Source organism: Saccharopolyspora sp. NPDC050642 (assembly GCF_040654735.1).
In the GTDB taxonomy this organism is placed as follows: Bacteria; Actinomycetota; Actinomycetes; order Mycobacteriales; family Pseudonocardiaceae; genus Saccharopolyspora; species Saccharopolyspora elongata.
The window spans coordinates 1-21,979 of the sequence record NZ_JBFAIN010000031.1 but is presented as its reverse complement, the minus strand read 5'-3'; the positions used below and the strand labels follow the sequence as shown (position 1 = coordinate 21,979).

The 21,979-nt window shown below is 71.6% G+C and carries 18 protein-coding genes; 8 read left to right on the top strand and 10 right to left on the bottom strand.

Annotation, left to right across the window (positions count from 1 at the left end; genetic code table 11):
* Positions 1-412: 412 nt before the first annotated feature.
* Genes AB0H93_RS33125 through AB0H93_RS33110 form a run of 4 tightly spaced genes read left to right on the top strand, consistent with a single transcriptional unit; the run spans position 413 to position 5,067 of the window.
* Positions 413-3,373 (top strand): nitrate- and nitrite sensing domain-containing protein, encoded by a 2,961-nt coding sequence (locus AB0H93_RS33125; protein WP_358578169.1) that lies wholly within the window; start codon positions 413-415, stop codon positions 3,371-3,373.
* A 54-nt stretch (positions 3,374-3,427) separates the two neighbouring features.
* The gene (locus AB0H93_RS33120) at positions 3,428-3,868 is read left to right on the top strand and encodes a roadblock/LC7 domain-containing protein (RefSeq protein ID WP_358578166.1); all 441 of its coding nucleotides are present in this window, start codon (positions 3,428-3,430) and stop codon (positions 3,866-3,868) included.
* Between the two features lie 7 nt (positions 3,869-3,875).
* On the top strand, positions 3,876-4,457 hold the full coding sequence (locus AB0H93_RS33115; RefSeq protein ID WP_358578163.1) for a DUF742 domain-containing protein: 582 nt from the start codon (positions 3,876-3,878) through the stop codon (positions 4,455-4,457).
* Complete coding sequence (locus AB0H93_RS33110) at positions 4,438-5,067, top strand: ATP/GTP-binding protein (RefSeq protein WP_132488436.1); 630 nt, start codon at positions 4,438-4,440, stop codon at positions 5,065-5,067. The genes AB0H93_RS33115 and AB0H93_RS33110 overlap by 20 nt, the downstream gene beginning before the upstream one ends.
* Positions 5,068-5,126: 59 nt before the next feature.
* On the opposite strand, the gene AB0H93_RS33105 is transcribed toward AB0H93_RS33110, so the two are convergent.
* Both AB0H93_RS33105 and AB0H93_RS33100 read right to left on the bottom strand, forming a co-directional pair.
* A complete protein-coding gene (locus AB0H93_RS33105) occupies positions 5,127-5,942 on the bottom strand; it encodes an SAM-dependent methyltransferase (protein ID WP_358578159.1) in 816 nt (271 codons plus the stop codon).
* A gap of 77 nt (positions 5,943-6,019) precedes the next feature.
* Positions 6,020-7,123, bottom strand: a complete 1,104-nt coding sequence (locus tag AB0H93_RS33100; RefSeq protein ID WP_358578157.1) for a winged helix DNA-binding domain-containing protein — start codon at positions 7,121-7,123, stop codon at positions 6,020-6,022.
* A 125-nt stretch (positions 7,124-7,248) separates the two neighbouring features.
* Between AB0H93_RS33100 and AB0H93_RS33095 the strand changes: the two genes are divergently transcribed.
* Positions 7,249-7,992, top strand: a complete 744-nt coding sequence (locus tag AB0H93_RS33095; protein ID WP_358578154.1) for a decaprenylphospho-beta-D-erythro-pentofuranosid-2-ulose 2-reductase — start codon at positions 7,249-7,251, stop codon at positions 7,990-7,992.
* 249 nt (positions 7,993-8,241) lie between these two features.
* Here AB0H93_RS33095 and AB0H93_RS33090 read toward each other — a convergent pair whose 3' ends face one another.
* Entirely contained in the window at positions 8,242-8,952 is a 711-nt protein-coding gene (locus tag AB0H93_RS33090) for a helix-turn-helix domain-containing protein (RefSeq protein ID WP_358578151.1), read from the bottom strand.
* A gap of 64 nt (positions 8,953-9,016) precedes the next feature.
* Between AB0H93_RS33090 and AB0H93_RS33085 the strand changes: the two genes are divergently transcribed.
* On the top strand, positions 9,017-9,805 hold the full coding sequence (locus AB0H93_RS33085; protein WP_358578149.1) for an isocitrate lyase/phosphoenolpyruvate mutase family protein: 789 nt from the start codon (positions 9,017-9,019) through the stop codon (positions 9,803-9,805).
* Here AB0H93_RS33085 and AB0H93_RS33080 read toward each other — a convergent pair.
* From AB0H93_RS33080 to AB0H93_RS33050, 7 genes are all read right to left on the bottom strand, one after another.
* Entirely contained in the window at positions 9,760-10,503 is a 744-nt protein-coding gene (locus AB0H93_RS33080) for an alpha/beta fold hydrolase (protein WP_358578146.1), read from the bottom strand. The genes AB0H93_RS33085 and AB0H93_RS33080 overlap by 46 nt on opposite strands.
* Positions 10,504-10,602: 99 nt before the next feature.
* On the bottom strand, positions 10,603-12,108 hold the full coding sequence (locus tag AB0H93_RS33075) for a helix-turn-helix domain-containing protein (RefSeq protein WP_358578144.1): 1,506 nt from the start codon (positions 12,106-12,108) through the stop codon (positions 10,603-10,605).
* Positions 12,105-13,184: a DUF917 domain-containing protein gene (locus AB0H93_RS33070; RefSeq protein ID WP_358578141.1), complete on the bottom strand. Its 1,080-nt coding sequence runs from the start codon at positions 13,182-13,184 to the stop codon at positions 12,105-12,107. The genes AB0H93_RS33075 and AB0H93_RS33070 overlap by 4 nt, the downstream gene beginning before the upstream one ends.
* Before the next feature lie 150 nt (positions 13,185-13,334).
* Positions 13,335-14,435 (bottom strand): DUF917 domain-containing protein, encoded by a 1,101-nt coding sequence (locus AB0H93_RS33065; protein ID WP_358578138.1) that lies wholly within the window; start codon positions 14,433-14,435, stop codon positions 13,335-13,337.
* On the bottom strand, positions 14,432-15,502 hold the full coding sequence (locus AB0H93_RS33060; protein ID WP_358578135.1) for a DUF917 domain-containing protein: 1,071 nt from the start codon (positions 15,500-15,502) through the stop codon (positions 14,432-14,434). Before AB0H93_RS33060 ends, AB0H93_RS33065 begins: the two co-directional genes overlap by 4 nt.
* 2 nt (positions 15,503-15,504) lie before the next feature.
* Positions 15,505-17,055, bottom strand: a complete 1,551-nt coding sequence (locus AB0H93_RS33055; protein WP_358578133.1) for a hydantoinase/oxoprolinase family protein — start codon at positions 17,053-17,055, stop codon at positions 15,505-15,507.
* A 47-nt stretch (positions 17,056-17,102) separates the two neighbouring features.
* Positions 17,103-18,431, bottom strand: coding sequence for a cytosine permease (locus AB0H93_RS33050; RefSeq protein WP_358578131.1), 1,329 nt, complete (start codon positions 18,429-18,431; stop codon positions 17,103-17,105).
* Positions 18,432-18,598: 167 nt separating this feature from the next.
* Here AB0H93_RS33050 and AB0H93_RS33045 point away from each other — a divergent pair, with 167 nt between their 5' ends.
* Positions 18,599-19,507: an erythromycin esterase family protein gene (locus AB0H93_RS33045; protein WP_358578129.1), complete on the top strand. Its 909-nt coding sequence runs from the start codon at positions 18,599-18,601 to the stop codon at positions 19,505-19,507.
* Positions 19,508-19,559: 52 nt separating this feature from the next.
* Positions 19,560-21,827 (top strand): molybdopterin-dependent oxidoreductase, encoded by a 2,268-nt coding sequence (locus tag AB0H93_RS33040; protein WP_358578127.1) that lies wholly within the window; start codon positions 19,560-19,562, stop codon positions 21,825-21,827.
* The last annotated feature ends 152 nt before the right edge of the window (positions 21,828-21,979 follow it).

Here is a 21,979-nt window from a genome sequence, read left to right as displayed (position 1 = left end):
GGGCATGGAGTCGGGTTCGAACACTCGGTGTTACATCGCCTGTTTGTCGTAGCGGAATGGGAAAAAGCCCCCGGTGCTATCCGTGGTTCTGGGCCTTATAGTGCTTGGGCACTGAAAGACAGTCGCGCGATCTGGAAGGTCACGGTTCGGTACCAGTGTTCGAAATGCGCCAACCGGGGACGCTCGTGGTTACTCTGAGTGAATCTGATCACGCATTGGTACGGTGCCGTGCCGTAAGCCGTTTCCGGGCGTCGGGTGGTGCTCGACCGTGGCTGGATTTCACCCCCGACAGCCCAGACGACGATTGCGGGACCGCACGCATGCGCCGTTCTCCAACGCATTGTTCGCCCGAGAGGGTCCAGACCTTGGTTGACCTGCACGAGGCCCCGAGCTCGCAGCCTGGAGGGCGCTCGTGACCGCGGGTGGATTCGAGCGGGTGCGCGACAACGTCGTGCAGTGGCGCAACTGGTCGCTGCCGACGAAGCTGGGCGCGGTCGTGCTGGTGCCGGTCATCTTCGCGATCACGCTCGGTATCGGGCAGATCCGGTGGCAGGTCGACCGCGCCGCCGAGTACGGCCGCGTCGCGGACGTGCTGAACGCGGTCGACCAGATCGAGCCGCTGCTCGTCGGGGTCCAGCACGAGCGCACCCGCTCCATCGAGTTCCTGGTCGGCGACGGCGACCTCGCCGCCGCCGAGGAGCCGGCCGCCGCGGTGGACCGGGCGGTCGCCGACCTCGGACAGATCCTGGCCTCGCCCGACGTCGACACCGGCGTCGTCGCCGACCGCTACGGCGAGCTCCGGCCCCTGCTGGACGGGCTCGGGCAGCTCCGCCAGCAGATCCGCGAGCACCGGATCAGCCCGGCCAAGGCGATCGGCGACTACACCCGCGTGATCAACTCGGTGCTGGCCCTCGACCGCGCGCTGAGCAGCAGCGTCGCCGACCGGAGCCTGTCCAGCACGGCGACCGCGCTGCAGGACATGCTGGGCCTGACCGAAGAAGTGCGGCTGCAGCAGGCCTGGGTGCTGACCGGGTTGACCGAGGCCGACATCGAATCGGTGGCGCTGGAGAACCTGAGCGGTTCGCGGGCCCGCCTGCTCAGCAAGATCGGCGATGCTCGTTCCACCGTCGCCGCGTACTGGCAGCAGCGGCTGGACCAGACGCTCACCGCTCCGGCGATCGTGGATCGCAACCGGATGCTCGACGCGATCGTGCGCGAGAGCACCGACAACATCTTCTCCGGCGAGTTCTCGGTGCAGCGCGACGCCTGGAACGCCGCCACCGATGCTTCGGTGGCGCTGATCGACCAGGGCCACGACGACCTCGCGGCCGACGTGCGCGCCACCGCCTCGCAGCTGGAAGACGAGGCCAGCAATGCCGCCGGCTGGGACTCGGTGCTGCTGCTGTCCGCGCTGATCGCCGCCGCCGCGATCATCATCGTGATCGCCCGGCAGCTGCTCGGCTCGCTGCGCGACCTGCGCAGCAGCGCGCTGGACGCCGCGGAGTACGAGCTGCCCGCGGCGGTGTCCAGCATCCGGCAGGGCCGGATCGCCGACGCCGTCGTCGAGCCGTTCCCGGTCGACACCACCGACGAGGTCGGCCAGCTGGCCCGCGCCTTCGACGAGGTGAACCAGCAGGCGCTGCGGCTCGCGGTGGAGCAGGCGGACCTGCGGCGCGGCTACGGCGAGGTGTTCATCAGCATCTCGCGGCGCAGCCAGAGCCTGCTGGAACGGCAGCTGCGGCTGTTCGAGCAGCTGGAGCAGGACGAGGAAGACCCGGACCAGCTCGCGCGGTTGTTCCAGCTGGACCACCTGGCCACCCGGATGCGGCGCAACAACGAGAACCTGATGGTCCTCTCGGGCAGCGACCTGGCGCGCCGCTTCACCCAGCCCACCGACATGGCGGACGTGCTGCGCGCCGCCGTGTCCGAGATCGAGCAGTACCCGCGGGTCGTGGTGCAGCCGCCGCCGGCGGTCAAGCTGCGCGGGCACACCGCCAGCGACCTGGTGCGACTGGTCGCCGAGCTGCTGGACAACGCGGCCAACTTCTCCGCCCCGGACACGACCGTCACGGTGTCCAGCTACCAGTCCGGCGACGGCACGGTGGTGCTCGACGTGCTGGACCAGGGCATCGGCATGGGGCACGAGGAGATCGCCCGGGCCAACGAGCAGCTGGCCCACGCGGACGAGGACGACCTCGGCACCTCGCGGCGGATGGGGCTGTACGTCGCCGGGCGGCTGGCGGTTCGCCACGGCGTCGGCGTCGAGCTGCACGGTGGGCCGGACGTCGAGGGCGTTCGGGCGACCGTGATGATCCCGGCCGAGCACGTCGTCTCGGTCGAATCCGGGCCGGCCCTGCAGCCCACGGCGACGCCTCCGGGGCAGCGCAACGGGCACTCGCACACCGACCTGCCGACGTCCGGTGTGCTGCCGCGCCGCGGTGCGCAGCCCGAACCGGCGCAGGACAGCTCGCCGTGGCAGGAACCGGCGTCGGCAAGCCTCTTCGAGCCCGGTCCCACCCGGGAGGAATCGCCGACGGAGCACCTCTTCGACGCGCCGATCGACATCCCGCAGCAGCCGCGCGCGGTGTCCTCGGACCTGGGCGTCGACTGGCCGGATGCCGAGCCGCCCGCGGAGCGGCCCGCGCCGGAGGCGCCGCTGTTCACCGAGGCATCGACCCAGTGGTTCCAGCCGGCCGGCGAGAACCCGTTCGCGAAGGAGCGGGCCGCCGCCGACGACGATTTCGGCTGGCCCGACGCGGAGGGCGAACCGGCGGGTTTCCCGTCGAGCTCGGACTTCCCGCCGGACGACAGGCAGCCGGAGGAGCCGTCGTTGACCTCGTCCGGGCTGCCGCGCCGCGTGCCGCGCGGGCAGCAGCAGCCGGAACCGCCGGCCGACAAGCCCTCCCGCAGCGCGGAGGACATCAGCCGGCGGCTGGCCCAGAACGGGGTCCAGTTCGGGCACCCCGCCGACGTGCCTGCGGAAACGCCCGCGGAGACCTCCGGGGCGGGTTCCTGGTTGTCGGAGCCCGCACAGCGGGACCCGTGGACGGAGCCGGCCGGATCGGACGGCTCGGCGGCCGCCGAATCGTCGTGGATCCCGGACACCTCCGGGACGGACGCCTGGAACTTCGCCGCCGACAAGGCGCGCGAGGCGGCGGAGGCCGCGGCGAACCCGCAGCCGACGTCGTTCACCCAGGCGGGCCTGCCGCGCCGGACCCCGAAGGCGCACCTCGTGCCGGGCAGCGTGACAAATGCCGAGCGTCCGGCCGAGGCCGAGCCCTTCCAGCGCGACGCGGATCAACTCCGCGGTCGGCTGGCCGACTTCCAGAGCGGTATCAGTCGTGGTCGGCATCGAGCAACCGACGAGGGCTGACATGGATTCCGCAGCGCGAAGGCGTGATCACCGCGGCAACGAACAGGAGGTTGCATGACTGCTCAGGAGATGATTTCCCGCAGGTTCGGCTGGCTGATCACTGACTTCACCGAGCGCGTGGCCGGTGTGGCGCACGCGATCGTGGTGTCCGCCGACGGCCTGGTGCTGACCGCCTCGGCGAAGTTGCCCAGGGACCGGGCCGATCAGCTGGCCGCGGTCGCCTCTGGGCTGTTGAGCCTCACCCAGGGCTCGGCGAAGTGCTTCGAGGCCGGACGGGTCGTTCAGACCATTGTCGAGATGCAGCGCGGCACCTTGCTGCAGATGGGCATCAGCGACGGCTCGTGCCTGACCGTGCTCGCCGCCCCGCAGTGCGACATGGGACTGGTCGCCTACGAGATGACCATGCTCGTGGAGCGCGTCGGCCAGATGCTCACCCCGGAGATCCGGTCGCAGCTGCAGGGGGCGCCGAACGCGTTCACCGGCCAACTGGTGTGAGGATGCGATGAGTAGACGCTCTGAATATCCACGGCAGGGCCGAAGACGGGACAGCTCGGGGGACGACAGCTTCGCCCACGTCGTCAACGGGTTCACCTTCGGCAGCGGGCGCAAGAAGCGCAAGCGCGACGAGCCGCAGGAACAGCCCGTCGAGTATTACGAGGACCAGTACGACGACCAGTACGGCGACTACGGCGATTACGACGACCGGCAGGCGCCGTACCCGGACGAACCCGTCGAGCCGGAGGCGCCGGCCGCGTCCAGCATCCGCTCCTACACCTGGACCGGCGGGCGCACCAGGTCGAACCACAAGCTGGAGCTGGAAACCCTGGTCTCCACGGGGGACGTGTACCAGTCGGGCGCGGCGGTTCGGCTGGAGCACCAGTCGATCGCCGAGCTGTGCCAGCACCCCAGGTCGGTGGCGGAGGTGGGGGCGCTGTTGTCCGTGCCGATCGGGGTCGCCCGCGTGCTCCTGGCCGACATGGCCGAACTGGGGTTGATCACCGTCCACCAGACGGTGAGCGAAAGCGGTAGCGCACCACACATGGTGTTGATGGAAAGGGTTTTGAGTGGACTCCGTCGGCTATAGCGCGCCCCAGCTCGGCTCCGCGCCGCCGCAGGCCGTCAACCAGGGCAGCACCACGTCGACGTCGGCGAAGATCGTCGTCGCGGGTGGATTCGGGGTCGGCAAGACGACGTTCGTCGGGTCGGTGTCGGAGATCGTGCCGTTGACCACCGAGGCGGTGATGACGGAGGCCAGCCGCGGCGTCGACGACCTCGGCGCCACGCCGAACAAGACGACCACCACGGTGGCGATGGACTTCGGCCGGATCTCGCTGGCCTCCGACCTGATCCTGTACCTGTTCGGCACGCCCGGGCAGCAGCGGTTCTGGTTCATGTGGGACGACCTGGTGCGCGGCGCGATCGGCGCGGTCGTGCTGGTGGACACCCGGCGGCTGGCCGACTCGTTCTCGGCGATCGACTTCTTCGAGGACCGCGGGCTGCCCTACCTGGTCGGCGTGAACCTGTTCGACGGCCAGATGCTGCACTCGATCGAACAGGTCCGCGAGGCCATGGCGATCGGCCCGGACGTGCCGATCGGGCCGTGCGACGCCCGGGACCGGGAGTCGACCAAGCGAACCCTGATCGCGCTGGTCGAGCACGCCATGCGGCACTGGACCTCTCGGCAGCCCGGCTGATCCAGGCACGAGATCGGGGGTGTTCCGGGCAGCCGCCCGGAACACCCCCGGCTCTTTTTTCAGGGCTTGCGGGCGACGCCGCCGAGGAGGTTGTGCTCGGCGTCGGACGGCTCGGTGAGGCGCGGGCCGTCGGGCCACCAGTCGAAGAGGTACGCCAGGCCCGGCTCGACCATTTCGAGCCCGCAGAACAGATCCTGGATCTCTTCCCGATTGCGGTAGTAGCAGCTGCCCATCATCGAGTTGAACCGCACCTGGGACTCCGTCGCGAGCTTGGCCCGCGAGCTGCCGTCGGCCGGGTTGTGCAGGTGCGAGATCGCGAGGTAGGAGCCCGGCGCCAGCGCGTCGACGTAGGCCGACATGATGCCCTGCGGGTCCTCGTCGTTGGTGACGTGGTGCAGGGTGTTGCACTGGATCAGCGCCACCGGGCGGCTCAGGTCCAGGTACTTGGTCACCACCGGGTTGGACAGGATCTCCGCGGGATTGCGCAGGTCGCCGACCGCGAAGTGGGTGTAGTCGTTCTCCTCCAGCAGCGCGCGGCCGTGAGCCGCGACCGACGGGTCGTTGTCGATGTAGACCACCCGGGCCTCGGCGTTGAGCCGCTGCGCCGCCTGGTGGGTGTTCTCCGCGGTGGGCAGCCCGGAGCCGAGGTCGAGGAACTGGTCGATGCCGGCGTGGCCGGACAGGAACCGGACCACCCGGATCAACCACGCCCGGCACTGCCTGCCGACCTGCACCGCCTCGGGGGCTATCTTCTGGATCTGCTGCAGGACCTGGCGGTCCACCTCGAAGTTGTCCTTGCCACCGACGAAGGCGTCGTAGACCCGCGCGATGCTGGGCTTGGTGGTGTCGATCTGCGGCCTGTCAGCAGTTGCCATGGGGAAGGGTCCGCTCGGTCCGGGGTCGAAACGATCAAGAGCAGGGTATTCCGCCGAATGCCCCAGGTAAACACCTGTTACTGATCGACTTCGGTGATCCGGACGTCGTGGCCGGCATCCGGCTCGGCGAATTCCAGCAGCCGGCGGCCTTCCGCCTCGATGGCATCGGCATCGTCTTCGGACAGCTTCCGGTACGGCTCGACCAGGAGCGTCGCGGAGCTCTTCCGCCGGTCGATCCGCCAGGTGCCGTGCAGGAAGCCGTTGACCAGGATGGTGCCCGGCAGCACGGCGTTCTTGACGGCGAACAGGCGCTTGCGGTCGTCCTCCCGCATGACGCGGGTGCGGTCCTTGTGCGAGAGCAGCAGGTTGTCGAACGGCGGCAGGAAGCGCGGCGGGCTGGGCACGTCGGGATCCGGGCGGGGCGCGTCGGGGAGGTCGAGCAGCTCGCGGCCGTTCTCGTCGCGGAAGCTGCGCAGATCCAGCTTCGACGCGACCACCTTCAAGCCCGTGAGGCCGGACCAGGTCTGCATGTCCGCGACCGTGGCCGGGCCGAAGGCCGCGAGGTAGCGGCGCAGGACGTCTTCCGGCGCGGGCTCGGTGGCCAGCGGTCGCCCGAGCCAGGTTTCGGCCGTCGCATAGGTCGGCTGGCCGCTGCGACCCCAGATCGCGCGCGGCGGGACCTGCACCAGCGGCAGCAGGCTGCGGGCCGCGTGCGCCAGCGACGCCGGCTTCCGGTCCGGCCACCGCTCGGCGAGCAGCGGGCCGAGCTGGGCGGCCGTCCGGGGCTGCTCGTCGAGCAGTTCCCGGGCAGCGGCGGCGAGCTCGGCGTGGTCCAGCTCCGCGATCTCGTCCCGGTGCTGGTTGTTCGTGCGCAGGCCGCGATCCATGATCGGCTGCACCAGCGGGCGCAGCAGCAGGCAGTCGGCGGCGGAGACCAGGTGGACGGTGCCGCGCATCAGCACGATGCGGACCACGCTGCGGTCCAGCAGCCGCTGCGCCAGGTCGTCGGGCCGGAACCCGGCGATTCGGGTCCACAGGCCGAAGTACGGCGGGAACGGCGCCTGCGCCTGCATCCCGACGAGGTGGTCGATCACCTCCACCGCGGACCGCTCCGAGCGGCGCAGCAGCAGTTGCCGCTCCAAGGTCGCGCGGTTCAGCTCGCGCAGGCTCAGCACCGTCATCGTTTTCCTCTCGCCGGCGCCGACCTTATGTCGTGGGACCGACGGGTTCGCCTCGATGGGCGGCGCGAACAGGCCGTTCGTGCCGGTGCGAGGCGGGCGGGGTCGCCGATGGCAGACTTGCGGCGATGAGCGGAGCGGTATTGGTCCTCGGGGGCCGCAGCGAAATCGGTGTGGCGGTGGCGGAGCGCCTCGTCAAGCGCGGGCACGGCACCGTGGTGCTGGCGGCGCGGCGGTCGGCTGACCTGGACGCAGAGGAGGCCGCGCTTCGCGAGGCCGGGGCCACCGACGTGGCGCGGGTGGAGTTCGACGCCTCGGACGTGGACAGCCACGCGGAGCTGCTCCGCGGCCTCGTCGACCGGCACGGGCCGATCGCCGTCGCGGTGACCGCCTTCGGCTTGCTCGGCGACCAGGAGCGGGCCGAGCGGGACGCGGCCCACGCGATCGACATCGTGCACGTCGACTACGTCGCGCACATCAGCGTGCTGACGCACCTGGCGAACCTGCTGCGCGAGCAGGGCAGCGGCGAGATCGTCGTGTTCTCGTCGGTCGCTGGCGTGCGGGTGCGGCGCGCGAACTACGTCTACGGGTCGGCGAAGGCCGGGCTCGACGGGTTCGCCAACGGGCTGTCCGACGCGCTGGTCGGCAGCGGCGTGCGGTTGCTGATCGTGCGGCCGGGGTTCGTCATCGGCCGGATGACCCGGGGCATGAGCCCCGCGCCGTGGTCCAGCACGCCCGACCAGGTCGCGGATGCGACGGTCAACGCCCTGCGGCGGGGGCGGCGAGTGGTGTGGGTGCCGCCGATCCTGCGCTGGGTGTTCGCGGTGATGCGGCTGGTGCCGCAGGCGATCTGGCGCCGCATGCCCCGCTGATCCTCGGTCTCGTTCCGCGCGGCCGCGCCTGCCGCGTGGGTGCGGTTTCAGTTGAAACTTGACCTCGTCGGGTGATGGGGTTCTGGTGCATGGCCGCAATTTCCATTGAAATTGGACCTTCGATTTCAATGGAAATTGCGTCACCACCCGGCGTCGGTGCGGTATCCGCAGGTCGCAGGCCGTGAGTGTTTCTCGCTGCTTTGGCGGCACAACGTGCTTGCGGATGCTGAACTGCGGAGATGTCCGCGTTCACGTCAGGCCCTGGGCCGTTGCGTCGATCGCGAGGAGATCGCGGAGGGCCTTGGTGCCCGGATCGGTCAGGCGGACCGCTCGGCCCGTGCCGATCCGCTTGATCCAGCCGTTGTCCAGGAAGCTGCGCAGGAGGTGGGCTCCGGCCGCTCCGGCCAGGTGGGAGCGGCGCTCCGTCCAGTCCAGGCAGGCTCGGGCCAGCGGGCGCCGGGTGCCGGTGAGGTCCGCGGCGGGGATGCCGAGGGTGCCGGTCAGCCAGTCCACGCCCGCCTCGGTCATCGCGAATCCACCGGCCTGGTCGAGCAGGCCCGCGGCGGTCATGCCGTCGGCGATCGCGACCCCGATCCGGCCGGCCAGGTGGTCGTAGCAGGTTCGGCCCCTGGCCAGGGCGGCCGAGGCGCCGACCGCGCGCAGGCCGCGCGGCTGCTCCCGGCTCGGCCCCAGGTGGCCGATGAACGCCTCCAGCAGGTCCGCCGCCTGCGAGTTCGCGAGCTGGACGTACCGGTGCCGTCCCTGCCGGCGCTCGACCAGCAGCCCGCCCGCGACCAGCCGGTTCAGGTGCTCGCTGGCCGTCGAGGCGGCGACCCCGGCGTGCGCGGCGAGCTCGGTCGCCGTCCAGGCCCGGCCGTCGAGCATCGCCAGGCAGAACGCGGCACGGGTCGTGTCGGCCAGCAGCCCGGCCAGTTGCGCGACATCGCGTGCCATCGTCATGCGGTCATCCTGCAACACCGACGGTTCGGCGGCTGCCGAACCGTCGCGGTCCTATGGTGCGGGCATGTTCCGAGAATTCCACGCGCTGCACCACGCTGACGCCCCGCTGCTGCTGCCGAACGCCTGGGACTTCGCCACCGCTGCGGCGCTGGTCGAGGCCGGTTTCGAGGCGATCGGCACGACGAGCCTCGGCGTTGCCGCGGCCCACGGCCTGCCGGACGGCGAGGGGCGCACGCGCACGCAGACGATCGAACTCGCCCGTCGCCTGGCGGACCTGCCGCGGCCGGTCACCGTCGACATCGAATCGGGCTTCGGCGGTGGCCCCGGCGAGGTCGCGGAGCTGGCCGCGGAACTGGCCGCGGCGGGCATCGCCGGGATCAACCTCGAAGACGAGCTCGGCGATCCCGCGCGTCATCAAGAACTGATCGGCGCGGTGAAGGAGCGGGTGCCGGATCTGTTCCTCAACGCCCGCACCGACACCTACTGGCTGGGCGACGAACCGTCGCTGGCCGACACGATCGACCGCGCGAAGCGCTACGTCGCCGCTGGTGCGGACGGCGTCTTCGTGCCAGGCATGGCCGCGGACGACGACATCCGCGCGCTGCGGGACGCGATCGGCGTGCCGATCAACATCCTCTTCCAGCCGGGACAACGCATCGAGCACCTCGCGGAGCTCGGCGTCCAGCGCATCAGCACAGGCTCGCTGCTGTACCGCGCCGCGCTGCACGCAGCAATCATCACGGCGCGCAGCGTCCGCGACGGTGCGCCCCTGGCGACCGGTATCCCCGCTTATTCGGTTGTGCAGGACTACGCGATCGGTGGCCGTCGGCGGGGTTCCGGCGGCTTCCAGTGACCTCCGTCCGGGCCGGTCCAGCGCTCGACCCCGGCGCCGAGGTAGTTGCGGAACCAGCTCGCGGCCAGCTCCGCGACCTGGTCCAGCGCGCCGGGCTCCTCGAAGAGGTGACCGGCGTGCGGCACGATCTCGATCTTGACGTCCGTCAGCGGCAGCGACGTGAGCAGCTCGGCCGCCTGCCGGTTCAGGTTGAGCACCTCGCGGTCGTCGCCGCCGACGATCAGCAGCGTCGGCGCCTGCACCGATGCCAGGGCCTCGCCGCCGAGATCCGGGCGGCCGCCGCGCGACACCACGGCGGCGACGCGGTCCGGTCGCCGGGCGGCGGCCTTCAGCGCGGCGGCCGCGCCGGTGCTGGCGCCGAACAGCCCGATCGGCATGCGCTTGGTGGCCGACCACTCGTCGAGCTGGTCGATCGCGGGCACCAGCCGTTCGGCGAGCAGCTCGATGTCGAAGCGCAGTTCGTGGGTCCGCTGGTCGAACTTCGCCTCTTCCGGGGTGAGCAGGTCCAGCAGCAGGGTGCCGAATCCGGAGTACTGCAACGACTCCGCTACCGCGCGGTTGCGGGGGCTGTGCCGGGAGCTCCCGGAACCGTGCGCGAAAAGAACCACCGCCCGGGCAGGCGGTGGCACGACGAGATCCCCTTCGAGGTCGCCCTTGGGGGTCTTGACGATCACCGGCTCGGTTGCGACTTGAACCATGTGAGCCTCCTCCAGTTCCGCAAGCTCCGACTACCCCGACCCGCGTGCGCCGACACGCGCACGCCGCCGATCGACCACTTCGGGCTGGGACTGCTCCGCCTAGCCCTCGGCGAGGGTGACCGCGCGGCAGGCCAGGTGCAGGGCCAGGCGTTCGTCGCGGTGGCTCAGGTCGACCGCGAGGAGGCGCTCGAGCCGTTCGATGCGGGCCGCGACAGTGTTGCGGTGCACGCCGAGCACCGCCGCCGTCTCCGCGATCGACGACTCCGCGTCCAGGTAGGTCGCCAGGGTCCGGATCAGGTCGCCGGGTTGGCCGCGCAGCGGCGCGATGAGCGCGCGGGCCGCCGGTTCGAAGGTGTCCGTGCGGGTCCACTCCAGCAGCAGCTGGGCCATCCCGAGCTGGTCGACGTGCAGGAACCGGCCGGACTCCGGGCGGGTCCTGGCCATCCGCGCGGCGTCGGTGGCCTCGGCGATCGTCGTCGCCAGCCCGTCCGCCTGCGGGTGCGGGCGACCGACTCCCATGTGCGCGTCCAGCGTGCGCTGCAGCTCGTGTGTGGCGGCGCGCAGCTGGGCGGCCAGTGCTCGCACCCGGTCGGCCGTCGGCTCCTGGTCGAAGGTGACCCAGCCGGTCCAGCCGTCGCCGTGCTCGACCACCACCGCGTCGACGCCCTCGCCGTGCAGCACCCGCTCCACTTCCCGGCCGCGCGCGACGGTGTCCACTGTGGATTGGGTGCCGATCCGGATGCCGACGTGCCAGCCGCCGAGCCCCCAGCCCGCGTCCGCCGCGCGACGGCGCAGGTCGGCGGTCGGCTCGTCGTCCAGGCGCAGCAGGTCGCTCAGCAGCGCGGCCCGGGACCGAGCGTCGCGTTCGAGTTCGAGCCGGTTGGCGAGCAGCCAGCGCTGCACCGCCGCGGCGGCGACGGAGAGAGCAGGCGGCACGATGTCGGCCCGCGCCGCGTTGGCGCCGGGCAGCTCGGTGGCCAGCCAGAGCGTCGGTCGGGCCGTGTCGGGGAGCAGCACCGGGTGCGCGAGCAGCACGCTGTCGTCGAGCTCGACGCGCTGCGGAACCGGCTCGTGCACGCGGACTTCGTTGGCGTGGGGGAGTTTTCCGGCGAGCAGCGTGCCGCTGTCGTCGAGCAACGCGACCGGCGCGTCCAGCAGACCGTTCAACGTCGCGACGATCTCCTCGGGCGAGCGGATGCGCGAGCCGAGCGCCTCGTGGGTGGCCAGCACCAGGTCCGCGCGGTCGAGCGCGGGAGCCGCCAGCAGGAGCCGGGCGGAGATCAGCAGGTCCAGCGGCGATGCGGCGGCCGCCAGCAGCGGGATGCCGAGCCGGTCGGCGAGCAGCCGGGTGGTTTCCAGCAGCTCCCCGGCCGGCAGCAGCACGCCCGCGCCACCGCCGTCGGCGACCCGGCGGAGCAGGGCGTCGATGCGCCAGTCGGTGGCCGGTATCGGTTGCACCAACACCACGAGCTCGCCGGGCTCGACGGGACGGTCGGGCGCCATCGGCCGCGCCAGCCGCACGACGCGCTCGACGTCGCCCGCCAGCACTCCCACCGACTCGCGCCACTCCGGCAGCGCGAGCAGCCGGCGCACGCTGATGCTCATCGCCGCACCTCCAGCAGGATCGGGTCGCAGTCGATGCCGAAGGCGCGCGGCTCCAGGACCGGCAGGCGCCGCGGATCGGTCCAGAACTCCGCGGCGGGCAGCTGCAGGACGGTGACCTCGACGCCTTGGCGGACGACGTCGCAGGGGATCGGCACGCCGGTGCGGCGATCGAGCACCGCGAGAACGTCCGGTGTGGACGCCACCGGTTCGCCGTCGAGCATCGCGAACAGGTACTCGTTCTCCATCTCCAGCCGCAGCAGCGACCGGCTGCGGTGATCCAGGATCGTCGCGCTGCCGCGGGCGAACCCGGTCCGGCCGTGCTCGCCGGGGCCCGGCCGTCGCGACACCTCGACCACCCGGCCCAGCCCGATCACCCGCCCGCCGGTGGCCGCCGCCAGCTCCTCGGCGCCGGATCGTTCGCCCACCGAAAGTGCTTGCTTGCCAAGGGAAACAGCGGAACTCATGGTGCCGGGAATCACGCAGGACGGCAGCTCGCGCGCGGAGATCGGGGCGAGCGCGAGAACCGCCCAGCCGCCGGAACCGGCGAGGAAGGCGCGCGCGGTGCGCTCCAGCTCGGCGGCGGTCGCCTCGGCGAGCACCAGCACCTGACCGCCGGGCTCGGCCAACGCCGCGGGCGTCAGCCCCTTGCCCGCGGCGGCCACGGAGAGCTGGTTCAGCCGGGGCACGCCGCGCCCCGACAGGTCGGCATCCACCACCGGCAGGCCCAGCCGCCCGCCGACGACCAGCGGCAGGACCCCGTTGAGCCCGCCGACCTCGATCGAGACCAACGCGTCCGCGCGCCGGCCGGTCCACCGCTCGATCGCGGCGATGGCCGCGCCGAACTCCGCCCCGCTGGGCAGCTTCTCGGCGAACACGGCGGTCGCGCCGACCACGCCGACCGGCACCACCTGCGCATCGGCGTCGAGCTCGCCGACCGGGGTGAGCGCCACCCGGTGACCGGCGGCGAGCCGGTTGCGCAGCAGCGCGGCGCCGGTGACGGTGTCGCCGCCACCGCCGGAACCGAGCAGCGACACGCCCCGCTCCAGCGCGGGCACGTCCGGCAGACCGATGCGCATGTCCCACAGCCTGCCCCACCAGCGAAGATCCAGCGCGGACGGCCCGCCGTCACCCGGGCACCGGCAGTTTCAATTGAAACTGCACACACCGCCGGTGCACTCCGCCGAACCCGTGACCGATCCATCCGCAGTTTCAATTGAAACTGGGGATCAGGGGTCGACGAGGTCTTCCACGGGGTGGAAGTCGTAGGGGAGGCCGAAGGCCGCCGGGCCGAAGACCGCCAGGGCTTCCGGGGTTCGCATCAGGTCCGGGGTGGAGATGCCGATGACCGTGACCCGCTGGCCGTAGCGCAGGGTTTCGGTGGTGATCGGCTCCGCCTGCTCGGATTCCAGCACGCACACCAGGTCCGGCACCACGCACCGCACCTCGCCGTCGACCAGCGCCACCAGGTTCTCGTTCTGGAACTCCAGCTCCAGCTTGTGCTCGCCGTCGAAGGACACCGCCGCCGCGCGCCCGCGGGCGAACCCGGCCTCGGTGCGCCGCTCCACGTCCGAGACCTTGCCCCGGAACAGCACCCGCAGGTTCCCGTACAGCGTGTCCTTCAGGACCTCGCCGAGGTGCGCGATCGGATCGCCGTTGCCCTCCCGGGCCTCGCGGATGGCCTTGCCGACGGTGTGCGCCAGCGTGAGCGTGCGCGGGATCGCGGTGCGCTTCACGTCCGCGCCGCTCATCGAGTACTCGGCGATGTGCGCGACGCCGCCCAGCCTGATGGTGATGCCGCGCGCCAGCCACTCCATCCGCTCGTTGTCGTCGCCGGCGTCGATCACCGCCGTCTCGCCGCGCTCCCCGGCCACCGCCATCGGCGAACCCGTCACGCCGTAGACCCCGAAGGTCTCCATCTGCAGTTCCGGGAACGCCCGGCCCATGCCGTCGGCGTCCACCACCGGCAGGCCGGTGCGCGCGGCCACCACCAGCGGGATCATCGAGTTGATCCCGCCGCACTCGATCGGCATGGTCGCGCTCGCCGCGGCCCCGAGGTAGGACTCCAGCGCGCGCAGCGCCGACACCGGCTCGTCGCCGCTGGGGATCTTCTCGTGCACCACCGTGGGCGCGCCCATCTGCGCCGTCGGGATCACCAGCGCGTCATCGTCCACTTCGGACGGATCTAGCACCGTGATCGGCCCGGACTCGCGGATCGCCTGCTGCACCAGCAGGCGGCCCACGTACGGGTCGCCGCCGCCACCGGTGCCCAGCAGCGCCGCGCCGCGGGCCAGGTCTTCGAGGTGTTCCTCGGTCAGCTGCCAGCTCACCGCGCGACCCCCACCGGGTCGATGTCGTAGCCGAAGTAGCGCGGCCCCGCCAGCTCCAGGCCCGCCGGGGTGTGCCAGCGCGGGTCGGCCGGCGCGGCGATGACCGCGATCCGCTGGCCGAAGCGCAGCGCCTCGGTGGTGACGGCCTCGCCGGACTCCCGGTCCAGCGTGCAGATCAGGTCCGGCACTGAGGCCAGGACGGCGCCGTCGCGCTCGGCCACCAGGTGCTCGTTCTGGAACCGCAGCACCAGCTCGCTGCCGCTGTCGCCGTCCATGCCGGTCAGCCGCGCGTCGCCGCGCGCGAAGCCCGAGACGGTGCGTCGCGAGACGTCGACGACCTTGCCGGTGAACAGCCGCCGGCCGCCCAGCCGCGCGACGACCGCGTCCACCGGATCGGCGTGCTCGGCCTGCGCAGTGCGCACCAATCGACCCAGCTCGGCGCAGAGCGTCAAGGTGCCCGGCACCAGCGAGTCGCGAGCCTGCTGCCCGGTCATGGCGTACGTGCTGATCATCGCCGAGCAGCCCATGTCGATGGTGGCGCTGCGCGCCAGCCGCTCGGCCCAGTGGTTGTCCACCGTGTCGAGAACGCCGCGGTTGCCCTTCTCGTCGGCGATGGCCATCGGGGTGGCCTCGACGCCGTACAGCGTCGGCAGCACCATCTGGATTTCGGGGAACGCGCGCCCCATGCCGTCGCCGTCGATCAGCGGCAGGCCCAGCTGCGCGGCGGCGGCGACCGGGATCAGCGAGTTGACCCCGCCCGCCTCGGCGCACGCGATGTGCGTGAGCTCGCGGCCGAGGTAGTCGGCGAGGGTGCGGGCCGCCAGGCCGATCTGCTCGATCGACGGCAGCTTCTCGACCATCACGGTCGGCGCGCCCATCATCGCCACCGGCAGCACCGCGGCATCGGCGGGCACTTCTTCCAGCGGCGTCAGGGAAACCGAGCCGTGCTCGCGCACCGAGGCGGCGGCCAGCAGTCGGCCGATGTGCGGGTCGCCGCCGCCACCGGTGCCCAGGATGGCCGCGCCGCGGGCGATGTCGTCCAGATCGGACAAGGTGATCTCGTGCATGCTCAGGCCCCCAGTTGCAGGTCGCCGACGGCCTTCGCCCGGATCCGGGTCGCGTTGCCCGGCAGGTACGGGATCGGCACCTCGTCGAAGTCCATGATGTCCACTGTGGACGGGCTCGCGCCCGCCGCCACCGCCCGGTCGATCGCCTCCTGCTTGGCCTCGTCGACCACCGACTCGCGGCGGCCCGGCTCGATCGCGTACACGCGGTCCACCTCGCCGCCGATCTGCGCGATCGCGGCCCCGATGGCGTTGGCCACCGCGTAGTTCTCCGGCCGGTGCACCTCGCCGGCGTCGCCGAGCTCGTCCGGCAGCAGCACCGAACCGCCGCCGACGGCGACCACCGGCAGCGGCTCCGCTGAGGTCCGCATCCGCTCGACCGCGTCGGCGTTGTCCGCCGCGATCCGCTCCAGCGCGGCCCGCACCAGGTCGCGGTCCAGGTGCTTGACCAGCTCCGGGTCGCCGATCTCGGCGCGCCCGGCCGCCACCGCGATGTCCGTCGCGGTCAGCGTGTCGCCGCCGAACACCAGCGCCTTCGAGGTCAGCCGGTAGCCCACCGACTCGGGCCCGACGGTCACCGCAGACGGCTCGCCGCGCACCAGGCTGCCGCCGCCGATGCCGATCGACAGCACGTCCGGCATCCGGAAGTTCGTGCGGATCCCGGCGACGCTGACCGCCGTGGTCGCCTCGCGGGGGAAGCCCTGGTTGAGCACGCCGACGTCGCTGGTGGTGCCGCCGACGTCGACCACCGCGCAGGTGTCCAGACCGGAGAGCACGGCGGCGCCGCGCATCGAGTTCGTCGGGCCGGAGGCGAACGTCGCCACCGGGTAGCGGCGGGCGAAGTCGACGTCCATCAGGGTGCCGTCGTTCTGGCTCAGGTAGAGCGGGGCGGTGATGCCCGCGCCGGTCACCGACGATGCCAGGCCGTCGACGATGTTGGCCGCGAGCTCGCGCAGCGCGGCGTTGATGACGGTGGCGTTCTCCCGCTCCAGCAGGCCGATCCGGCCGATCTCGTGGGACAGCGAGATCGCCACGTCCGGAAGCTCCGCGGCGATGAGCTCCGCAGCGCGCTGCTCGAACTCGTGGTTGACGGGCGAGAACACCGAGGTGATCGCGACGCTGCGGATGCCGTTGCGGCCCATGTCGTCGATGGCCTTGCGCAGCTCGGCCTCGTCGAGCTCGGCGATGTGCCTGCCGTCGAACTCGTGCCCGCCGTGGCACAGGTAGCTGCGCCCGGAAACGGCGTCCACCAGCCGCTGCGGCCAGTCCACCATCGGTGGCAGCGACGCGCCCGCGGGCAGGCTGAGCCGCACCGCGGCGGTCGGGGCGAGGCGGCGGGCCTCGACGAGGGCGTTGATGAAGTGCGTGGTGCCGATCATCACCGCCCGCACCCCGGCCGGGTCGAACGGGTGCTGCCGCTGCAGGCCGTCGATGGCCGCGACGATCCCGGAGGTGACATCGGTGGTGGTGCTCATCTTCACCGCGGCGAGCACCTCGGTGCCGTCCAGCAGGACGGCGTCGGTGTTGGTGCCGCCGACGTCAATGCCGATGCGCAAGTCGGAACTCCTTGTCTGGGTTGGTGTCGTGAGCGCTGAGTCCGGTTCTAACCGGCGTCGGCGCTCACGACCTCGGCGGTGGTACGGGTGCTGCCGACGCCGCGGACGAGGCCGAGCTTCCCGGCGACGACGTAGAGCACGAACGCGAGCACGAGCGAGTTGATGCTCGGCAGGCCGATCTCGACGAACCCGCCGACCAGCGCGGAGACCAGCCAGACGACCAGCGTCGCGGGCACCCAGTTCGGCGCGGAGGCCGGGATCTCGCCCAGCGCCCGCGACGCCTCCAGCTCGCCCCGCCAGCGCCGCACGATGAAGTACTCGGCGACCATGATCCCGCCGATCGGCGGGAACACCACGCCGAGCACGGTCAGGAAGCCGGTGAACTGGTCGAGGATGCCGACGGCCGCCAGCACGCTGCCGATCAGGCCGAACACGGCGGTCGCGACGCCGCGGTTGAGCTTCTTGCCGAAGACCGTGCCGACGAAGTTCACCAGGCCCAGCCCGGACGAGTACAGGTTCCAGTCGTTGATCTTCACGGTGCCGGCGACGACCACCAGGATGCCGACCCAGCCGACCGAGGAGGTGACGATGGTGGTGATGTCGGCGGACCGCACGGCGTGCGCGAGCAGCACCCCGGCCAGCCCGATCACGTACTCGCCGAGGGTGATGCCGACCAGTGTCTGCTTGACCACGTCGCCGACGGAGCGGTTGAAGCGGGTCATGTCCGGGGTGATCACCGCGCCGGTGATGAAACCGCCCGCCACCAGCGTGGTGCCCTCCAGCAGCGACAGCTGCGGGCCGGGCGGGGCGGAGGCCATCAGCGCGCCGATGTCGTGCTGCGAGAGCTCGACGCCGATCGACCAGCCGACCAGGACCAGGAAGGCCGGCACGGTCACGTAGGCGACCCAGGCCATCGAGCCGAACCCGCGGAGCACGACCGCGGTGACGATCAGCCCGAAAACCAGCGCCCAGCCCCATTCCGGCAGCCCGCCGACCAGCGCCACCAGGCCCTTGGCGGACACGGCGGACTGGATGCCGAACCAGCCGATCAGGCTGATCGCGATGGCCAGCCCGATCAGCGCGGACCCGGCGCGGCCGAATCCGGTCCAGCGGGCCAGCATCGAGGTGGACAGGCCCTCGCGGGCGCCGATGATGCCGACGAAGATCGCGACGATCTCCAGGATCACCGCGCCGAGCGTCAGCGCGAGGAAGGCGTTCCAGAAGGTCATCCCGAAGCCGAGGGTGGCGCCGAGCAGGAACTGGCTGAGCGCGGACACCTGGCCGAACCGCTGCACCGCGACGGACCACCAGGAGTAGCGGGCGCCGGCGGGAACCCGGGTCAGCGCGTAGTCGTCGACCCCGACGGATGCGGCCATGGCGAGCTCCTTCGGATGGGCGCCGGTGTTAGCCGGTAACCGTAAGCCCAGGTCAGTTCGCCGTCAGTGGGCTTAATGCACAGTCTGGACGGCGGGAGAGTGCCTCTTGCACAGCCTGCGTCCGTTGGTGTTGACCTCTTCTTTAGTCGAGGTTTTACGTTCGGATCATGGAACGAGCAGAGCAGTGGATCAACAGCCAGGCGGTGCGGCTCACCTCGCTGGACCCCCGCGGCCCGCACGAGGACCTGCGGCCGCTCCGGGACCGGCTGCGCGACGCCACGGTGGTGGCGCTCGGCGCGTCGTCCCGGGGAACTCACGAGCTGGCGGCCGTCGCGCACCGCCTGCTGCGGTTCTTGGTGGAGGAGCTGGGGTTCCGGTCGCTGTTGCTGGAAGGCGACGACGTCGCGAGCGCGGAGCTCGACGCCTACGTGCGGACGGGGCGGGGAGATCCGCGCGAGGTGCTGGCCGGCGCCCGGCCCTTCCTGCGTGCGGAGGAAGTCCTCGATGCCGTGCGGTGGATCCGCAGTCACAACGAGCGGCACCCCGACGACCAGGTGCGATTCGCCCTCGCGGAGCAGGCGGTCGGGCCCGGGCCGGACCTCGCGGACATCGAGCACGGACTGGCAGAGAACACCATCCGCTGGCACGAGCGCACCGGGCACAAGATCGTCTACTGGGGCGGCCTCGCGCACCTCGTCAACGGTGCCGCGCGCACGTTGTCGCCGGGGGCGCTGACCCACCGCAACGCGGGCAGCTACCTGCGCGAACGCTTCGGCGCCGGATACGTCGCCGTCGGGTTGACCTTCCAGCGCGGCCACGAGGTGCCCGTGCCACCCGCGGACTTCGCCGAAGCCGTGCTCGCCGCCGGGCCGGACGCCTACGTGCTCGACCTGCGCGCCGATGCTCCGGCGGACGTGCGCGCCTGGCTCGACGCCCCGACGCGGACGCGGCTGATCGGCCCGGACTACGACCCCGCCGACGACGCCTCCTACCACCTCTCCGGCGGATCCCTGGCCGAATGGCTCGACCTCGTGGTCCACGTCCGCGAGGTCGGCGCCGCCCGCCTCCTCCGCTGATTCCGGTCCGCAGGGCTTCGGCAGAGGGCAGTTGGTTTGCGACGATGCTGAGGTGACCACGCATCGGCAGCAGAGCTCGCACTGGGGACTGTTCACCGCAGCCGGCACGCCGGATGGCCTGGACGTGATCGCCGATCCGGACGACCCGGACCCGGCTCCACTGCTGCGGAACGTGCCCGCAGCGCTCGACGAACGGGTGCGCGTGCTCGCGCCGCACGTGCGGAAGGGCTTTCTGGACGGCCGGGGCGTGCGCGGCCGGGACGAGTACGTGCAGGTCAGCTGGGCCGAGGCGGTCGAGCTCGCGGCGGGCGAGCTGGACCGGGTCCGCCGCGCCCACGGCAACGAGGCGATCTACGGCGGCTCCTACGGCTGGGGCAGCGCGGGCCGGTTCCACCACGCGCAGAGCCAGATCCACCGGTTCCTGAACGTCATCGGCGGCTACACCCGCTCGGTGAACTCCTACAGCCTGGGCGCGGCCACGCCGCTGCTGCGGCACGTCGTGGGCAACGAAGACCCGATCGGCCGCCCGACGGCATGGCCGGTGCTGGCCGAGCACACCGAGCACTTCGTCTGCTTCGGCGGTATTCCGGCGAAGAACTCGCAGGTCAACTCGGGCGGCATCAGCAGGCATTCGGTCGCCGGGCACCTGCGCCGGGCGCGGGCGCGCGGCGCGCGGTTCACGCTGGTCGGCCCGCTGCGCGACGACCTCGCCGCGGAGCTCGACGCCGAGTGGCTGGCGCCGGTGCCCGGCACCGACACCGCGCTGATGCTGGCGCTGTGCCACGTGCTGATCGAACGCGGTTGGCACGCCGAGGAATTCCTCCGCACGCACTGCGAGGGCTTCGAGGAGTTCTGGAAGTACCTCTCCGGCGCGGCGGACGGCACCGCGAAGAGTCCACAGTGGGCAGAGGGGATCTGCGGCATCGACGCGGCGGTGATCGTCGGGCTCGCCGAGTCCATGGCGGCGCGGCGGACGATGGTGACCCTGAGCTGGTCGCTGCAGCGCTCCCGCTACGGCGAGCAGCCGCTGTGGGCGGGCATCGCGCTGGCGTGCGTGCTCGGCCAGATCGGTCTGCCCGGCGGGGGATTCGGCCACGGTTACGGCTCGATGGCCGGCATCGGGGTGCGCCCGCTGCCGTACCGGTTGCCGAAGTTGCCGCAGGGCGTGAACCCGGTGCGGCAGTTCATCCCGGTCGCGCGCATCGCGGACATGCTGCTGAACCCGGGGCAGGAGTACGAGTACGACGGCGAGCGGCGCACGTACCCGGACATCAGGCTGGTGTACTGGGCCGGCGGGAACCCGTTCCACCACCACCAGGACCTGACGCGGCTCGCCGAGGCGTTCAACCGCCCCGAGGCGGTCATCGTGCACGACCCGTTCTGGACGGCGACGGCGCGGCACGCCGACATCGTGTTCCCGGCCACGACCACGCTGGAGCGCAACGACCTGGGCTGCGCCCGGGAGGATCGCGCGCTGGTCGCCATGCGCCAGGTGGTTCCGCCGCTCGGGGAGGCCCGGTCGGACTTCGAGATCTTCGCCGCCCTGGCCGAGGAGCTCGGGCTGGCGCAGGAGTTCACCGAGGGCCGCGACGAGCGGGCCTGGCTGGAGCACCTGTACGAGCAGTGGCGGCAGAACTTCGATCCGGGCCTGGACTTCGCGCAGTTCTGGGAGAACGGCCGGCTGGACCTGCCGGGAGAGCCGGACGACCAGGTCCTCTACGACCGGTTCCGCGCCGACCCGGCCGGGAACCCGCTGCCGACGCCGAGTGGGCGGATCGAGCTGTTCTCGCAGCGCATCGACTCCTTCGGCTACGCCGACTGCCCCGGCCACCCGGTCTGGCTGGTCCCGGAGGAGCTGCAGGTCCCGCCGGGATCGGGCGAGTTCCCGCTGTTCCTGGTCGCGAACAACCCGGCGACCCGCCTGCACAGCCAGCTCGACCACGGCGCGACCAGCGCGGATTCCAAGGTCCACGACCGGGAACCGATGCGCATCCACCCCGCCGACGCGGCGGCGCGAGGACTGTCCACAGGGGACATCGCGCGGGTCGTGAGCGCCACGGGCAGCGCCCTAGCAGCGGTGGTGATCAGCGACGCCGTGCGGCCCGGCGTGGTCCAGCTCTCGACCGGTGCCTGGTTCGATCCGAGCGCGCCCGAGGTCGCGACCTGCATCCACGGCAACCCGAATGCGGTGACGCGGGACATCGGAACCTCGAGCCTGGCCCAGGGCTGCACGGGCCAACTGACCCGGGTCGAGGTCCGACGCCACGAGGCTCCGCCACCGCCACTGCGAACCCGGACCCCTCCGATCACCCCGAGGTGACCGGCCCGAACCCCGGTTTTCCCGCAATTTCAATGGAAATCAGACCTTCGATTTCAATGAGCGTTTTTCATCTTGTTTCGTGTTCGAGGGTGAGGATGGCTTTGGCGAGGGTGCCGACTTGGTGGGGGCAGCAGCGGACGCGGTCGAGGACG

Excerpts from the sequence above, each read along its gene's own strand:
- AB0H93_RS33115 (WP_358578163.1), top strand. The coding sequence starts at position 3,876 with ATGAGTAGACGCTCTGAATATCCACGGCAGGGCCGAAGACGGGACAGC.
- AB0H93_RS33105 (WP_358578159.1), bottom strand. The coding sequence starts at position 5,942 with ATGGCAACTGCTGACAGGCCGCAGATCGACACCACCAAGCCCAGCATC.
- AB0H93_RS33080 (WP_358578146.1), bottom strand. The coding sequence starts at position 10,503 with ATGGTTCAAGTCGCAACCGAGCCGGTGATCGTCAAGACCCCCAAGGGC.
- AB0H93_RS33045 (WP_358578129.1), top strand. The coding sequence starts at position 18,599 with ATGGAACGAGCAGAGCAGTGGATCAACAGCCAGGCGGTGCGGCTCACC.
- AB0H93_RS33060 (WP_358578135.1), bottom strand. The coding sequence starts at position 15,502 with ATGCACGAGATCACCTTGTCCGATCTGGACGACATCGCCCGCGGCGCG.
- AB0H93_RS33095 (WP_358578154.1), top strand. The coding sequence starts at position 7,249 with ATGAGCGGAGCGGTATTGGTCCTCGGGGGCCGCAGCGAAATCGGTGTG.
- AB0H93_RS33050 (WP_358578131.1), bottom strand. The coding sequence starts at position 18,431 with ATGGCCGCATCCGTCGGGGTCGACGACTACGCGCTGACCCGGGTTCCC.
- AB0H93_RS33090 (WP_358578151.1), bottom strand. The coding sequence starts at position 8,952 with ATGACGATGGCACGCGATGTCGCGCAACTGGCCGGGCTGCTGGCCGAC.
- AB0H93_RS33075 (WP_358578144.1), bottom strand. The coding sequence starts at position 12,108 with ATGAGCATCAGCGTGCGCCGGCTGCTCGCGCTGCCGGAGTGGCGCGAG.
- AB0H93_RS33085 (WP_358578149.1), top strand. The coding sequence starts at position 9,017 with ATGTTCCGAGAATTCCACGCGCTGCACCACGCTGACGCCCCGCTGCTG.
- AB0H93_RS33120 (WP_358578166.1), top strand. The coding sequence starts at position 3,428 with ATGACTGCTCAGGAGATGATTTCCCGCAGGTTCGGCTGGCTGATCACT.
- AB0H93_RS33100 (WP_358578157.1), bottom strand. The coding sequence starts at position 7,123 with ATGACGGTGCTGAGCCTGCGCGAGCTGAACCGCGCGACCTTGGAGCGG.
- AB0H93_RS33070 (WP_358578141.1), bottom strand. The coding sequence starts at position 13,184 with ATGCGCATCGGTCTGCCGGACGTGCCCGCGCTGGAGCGGGGCGTGTCG.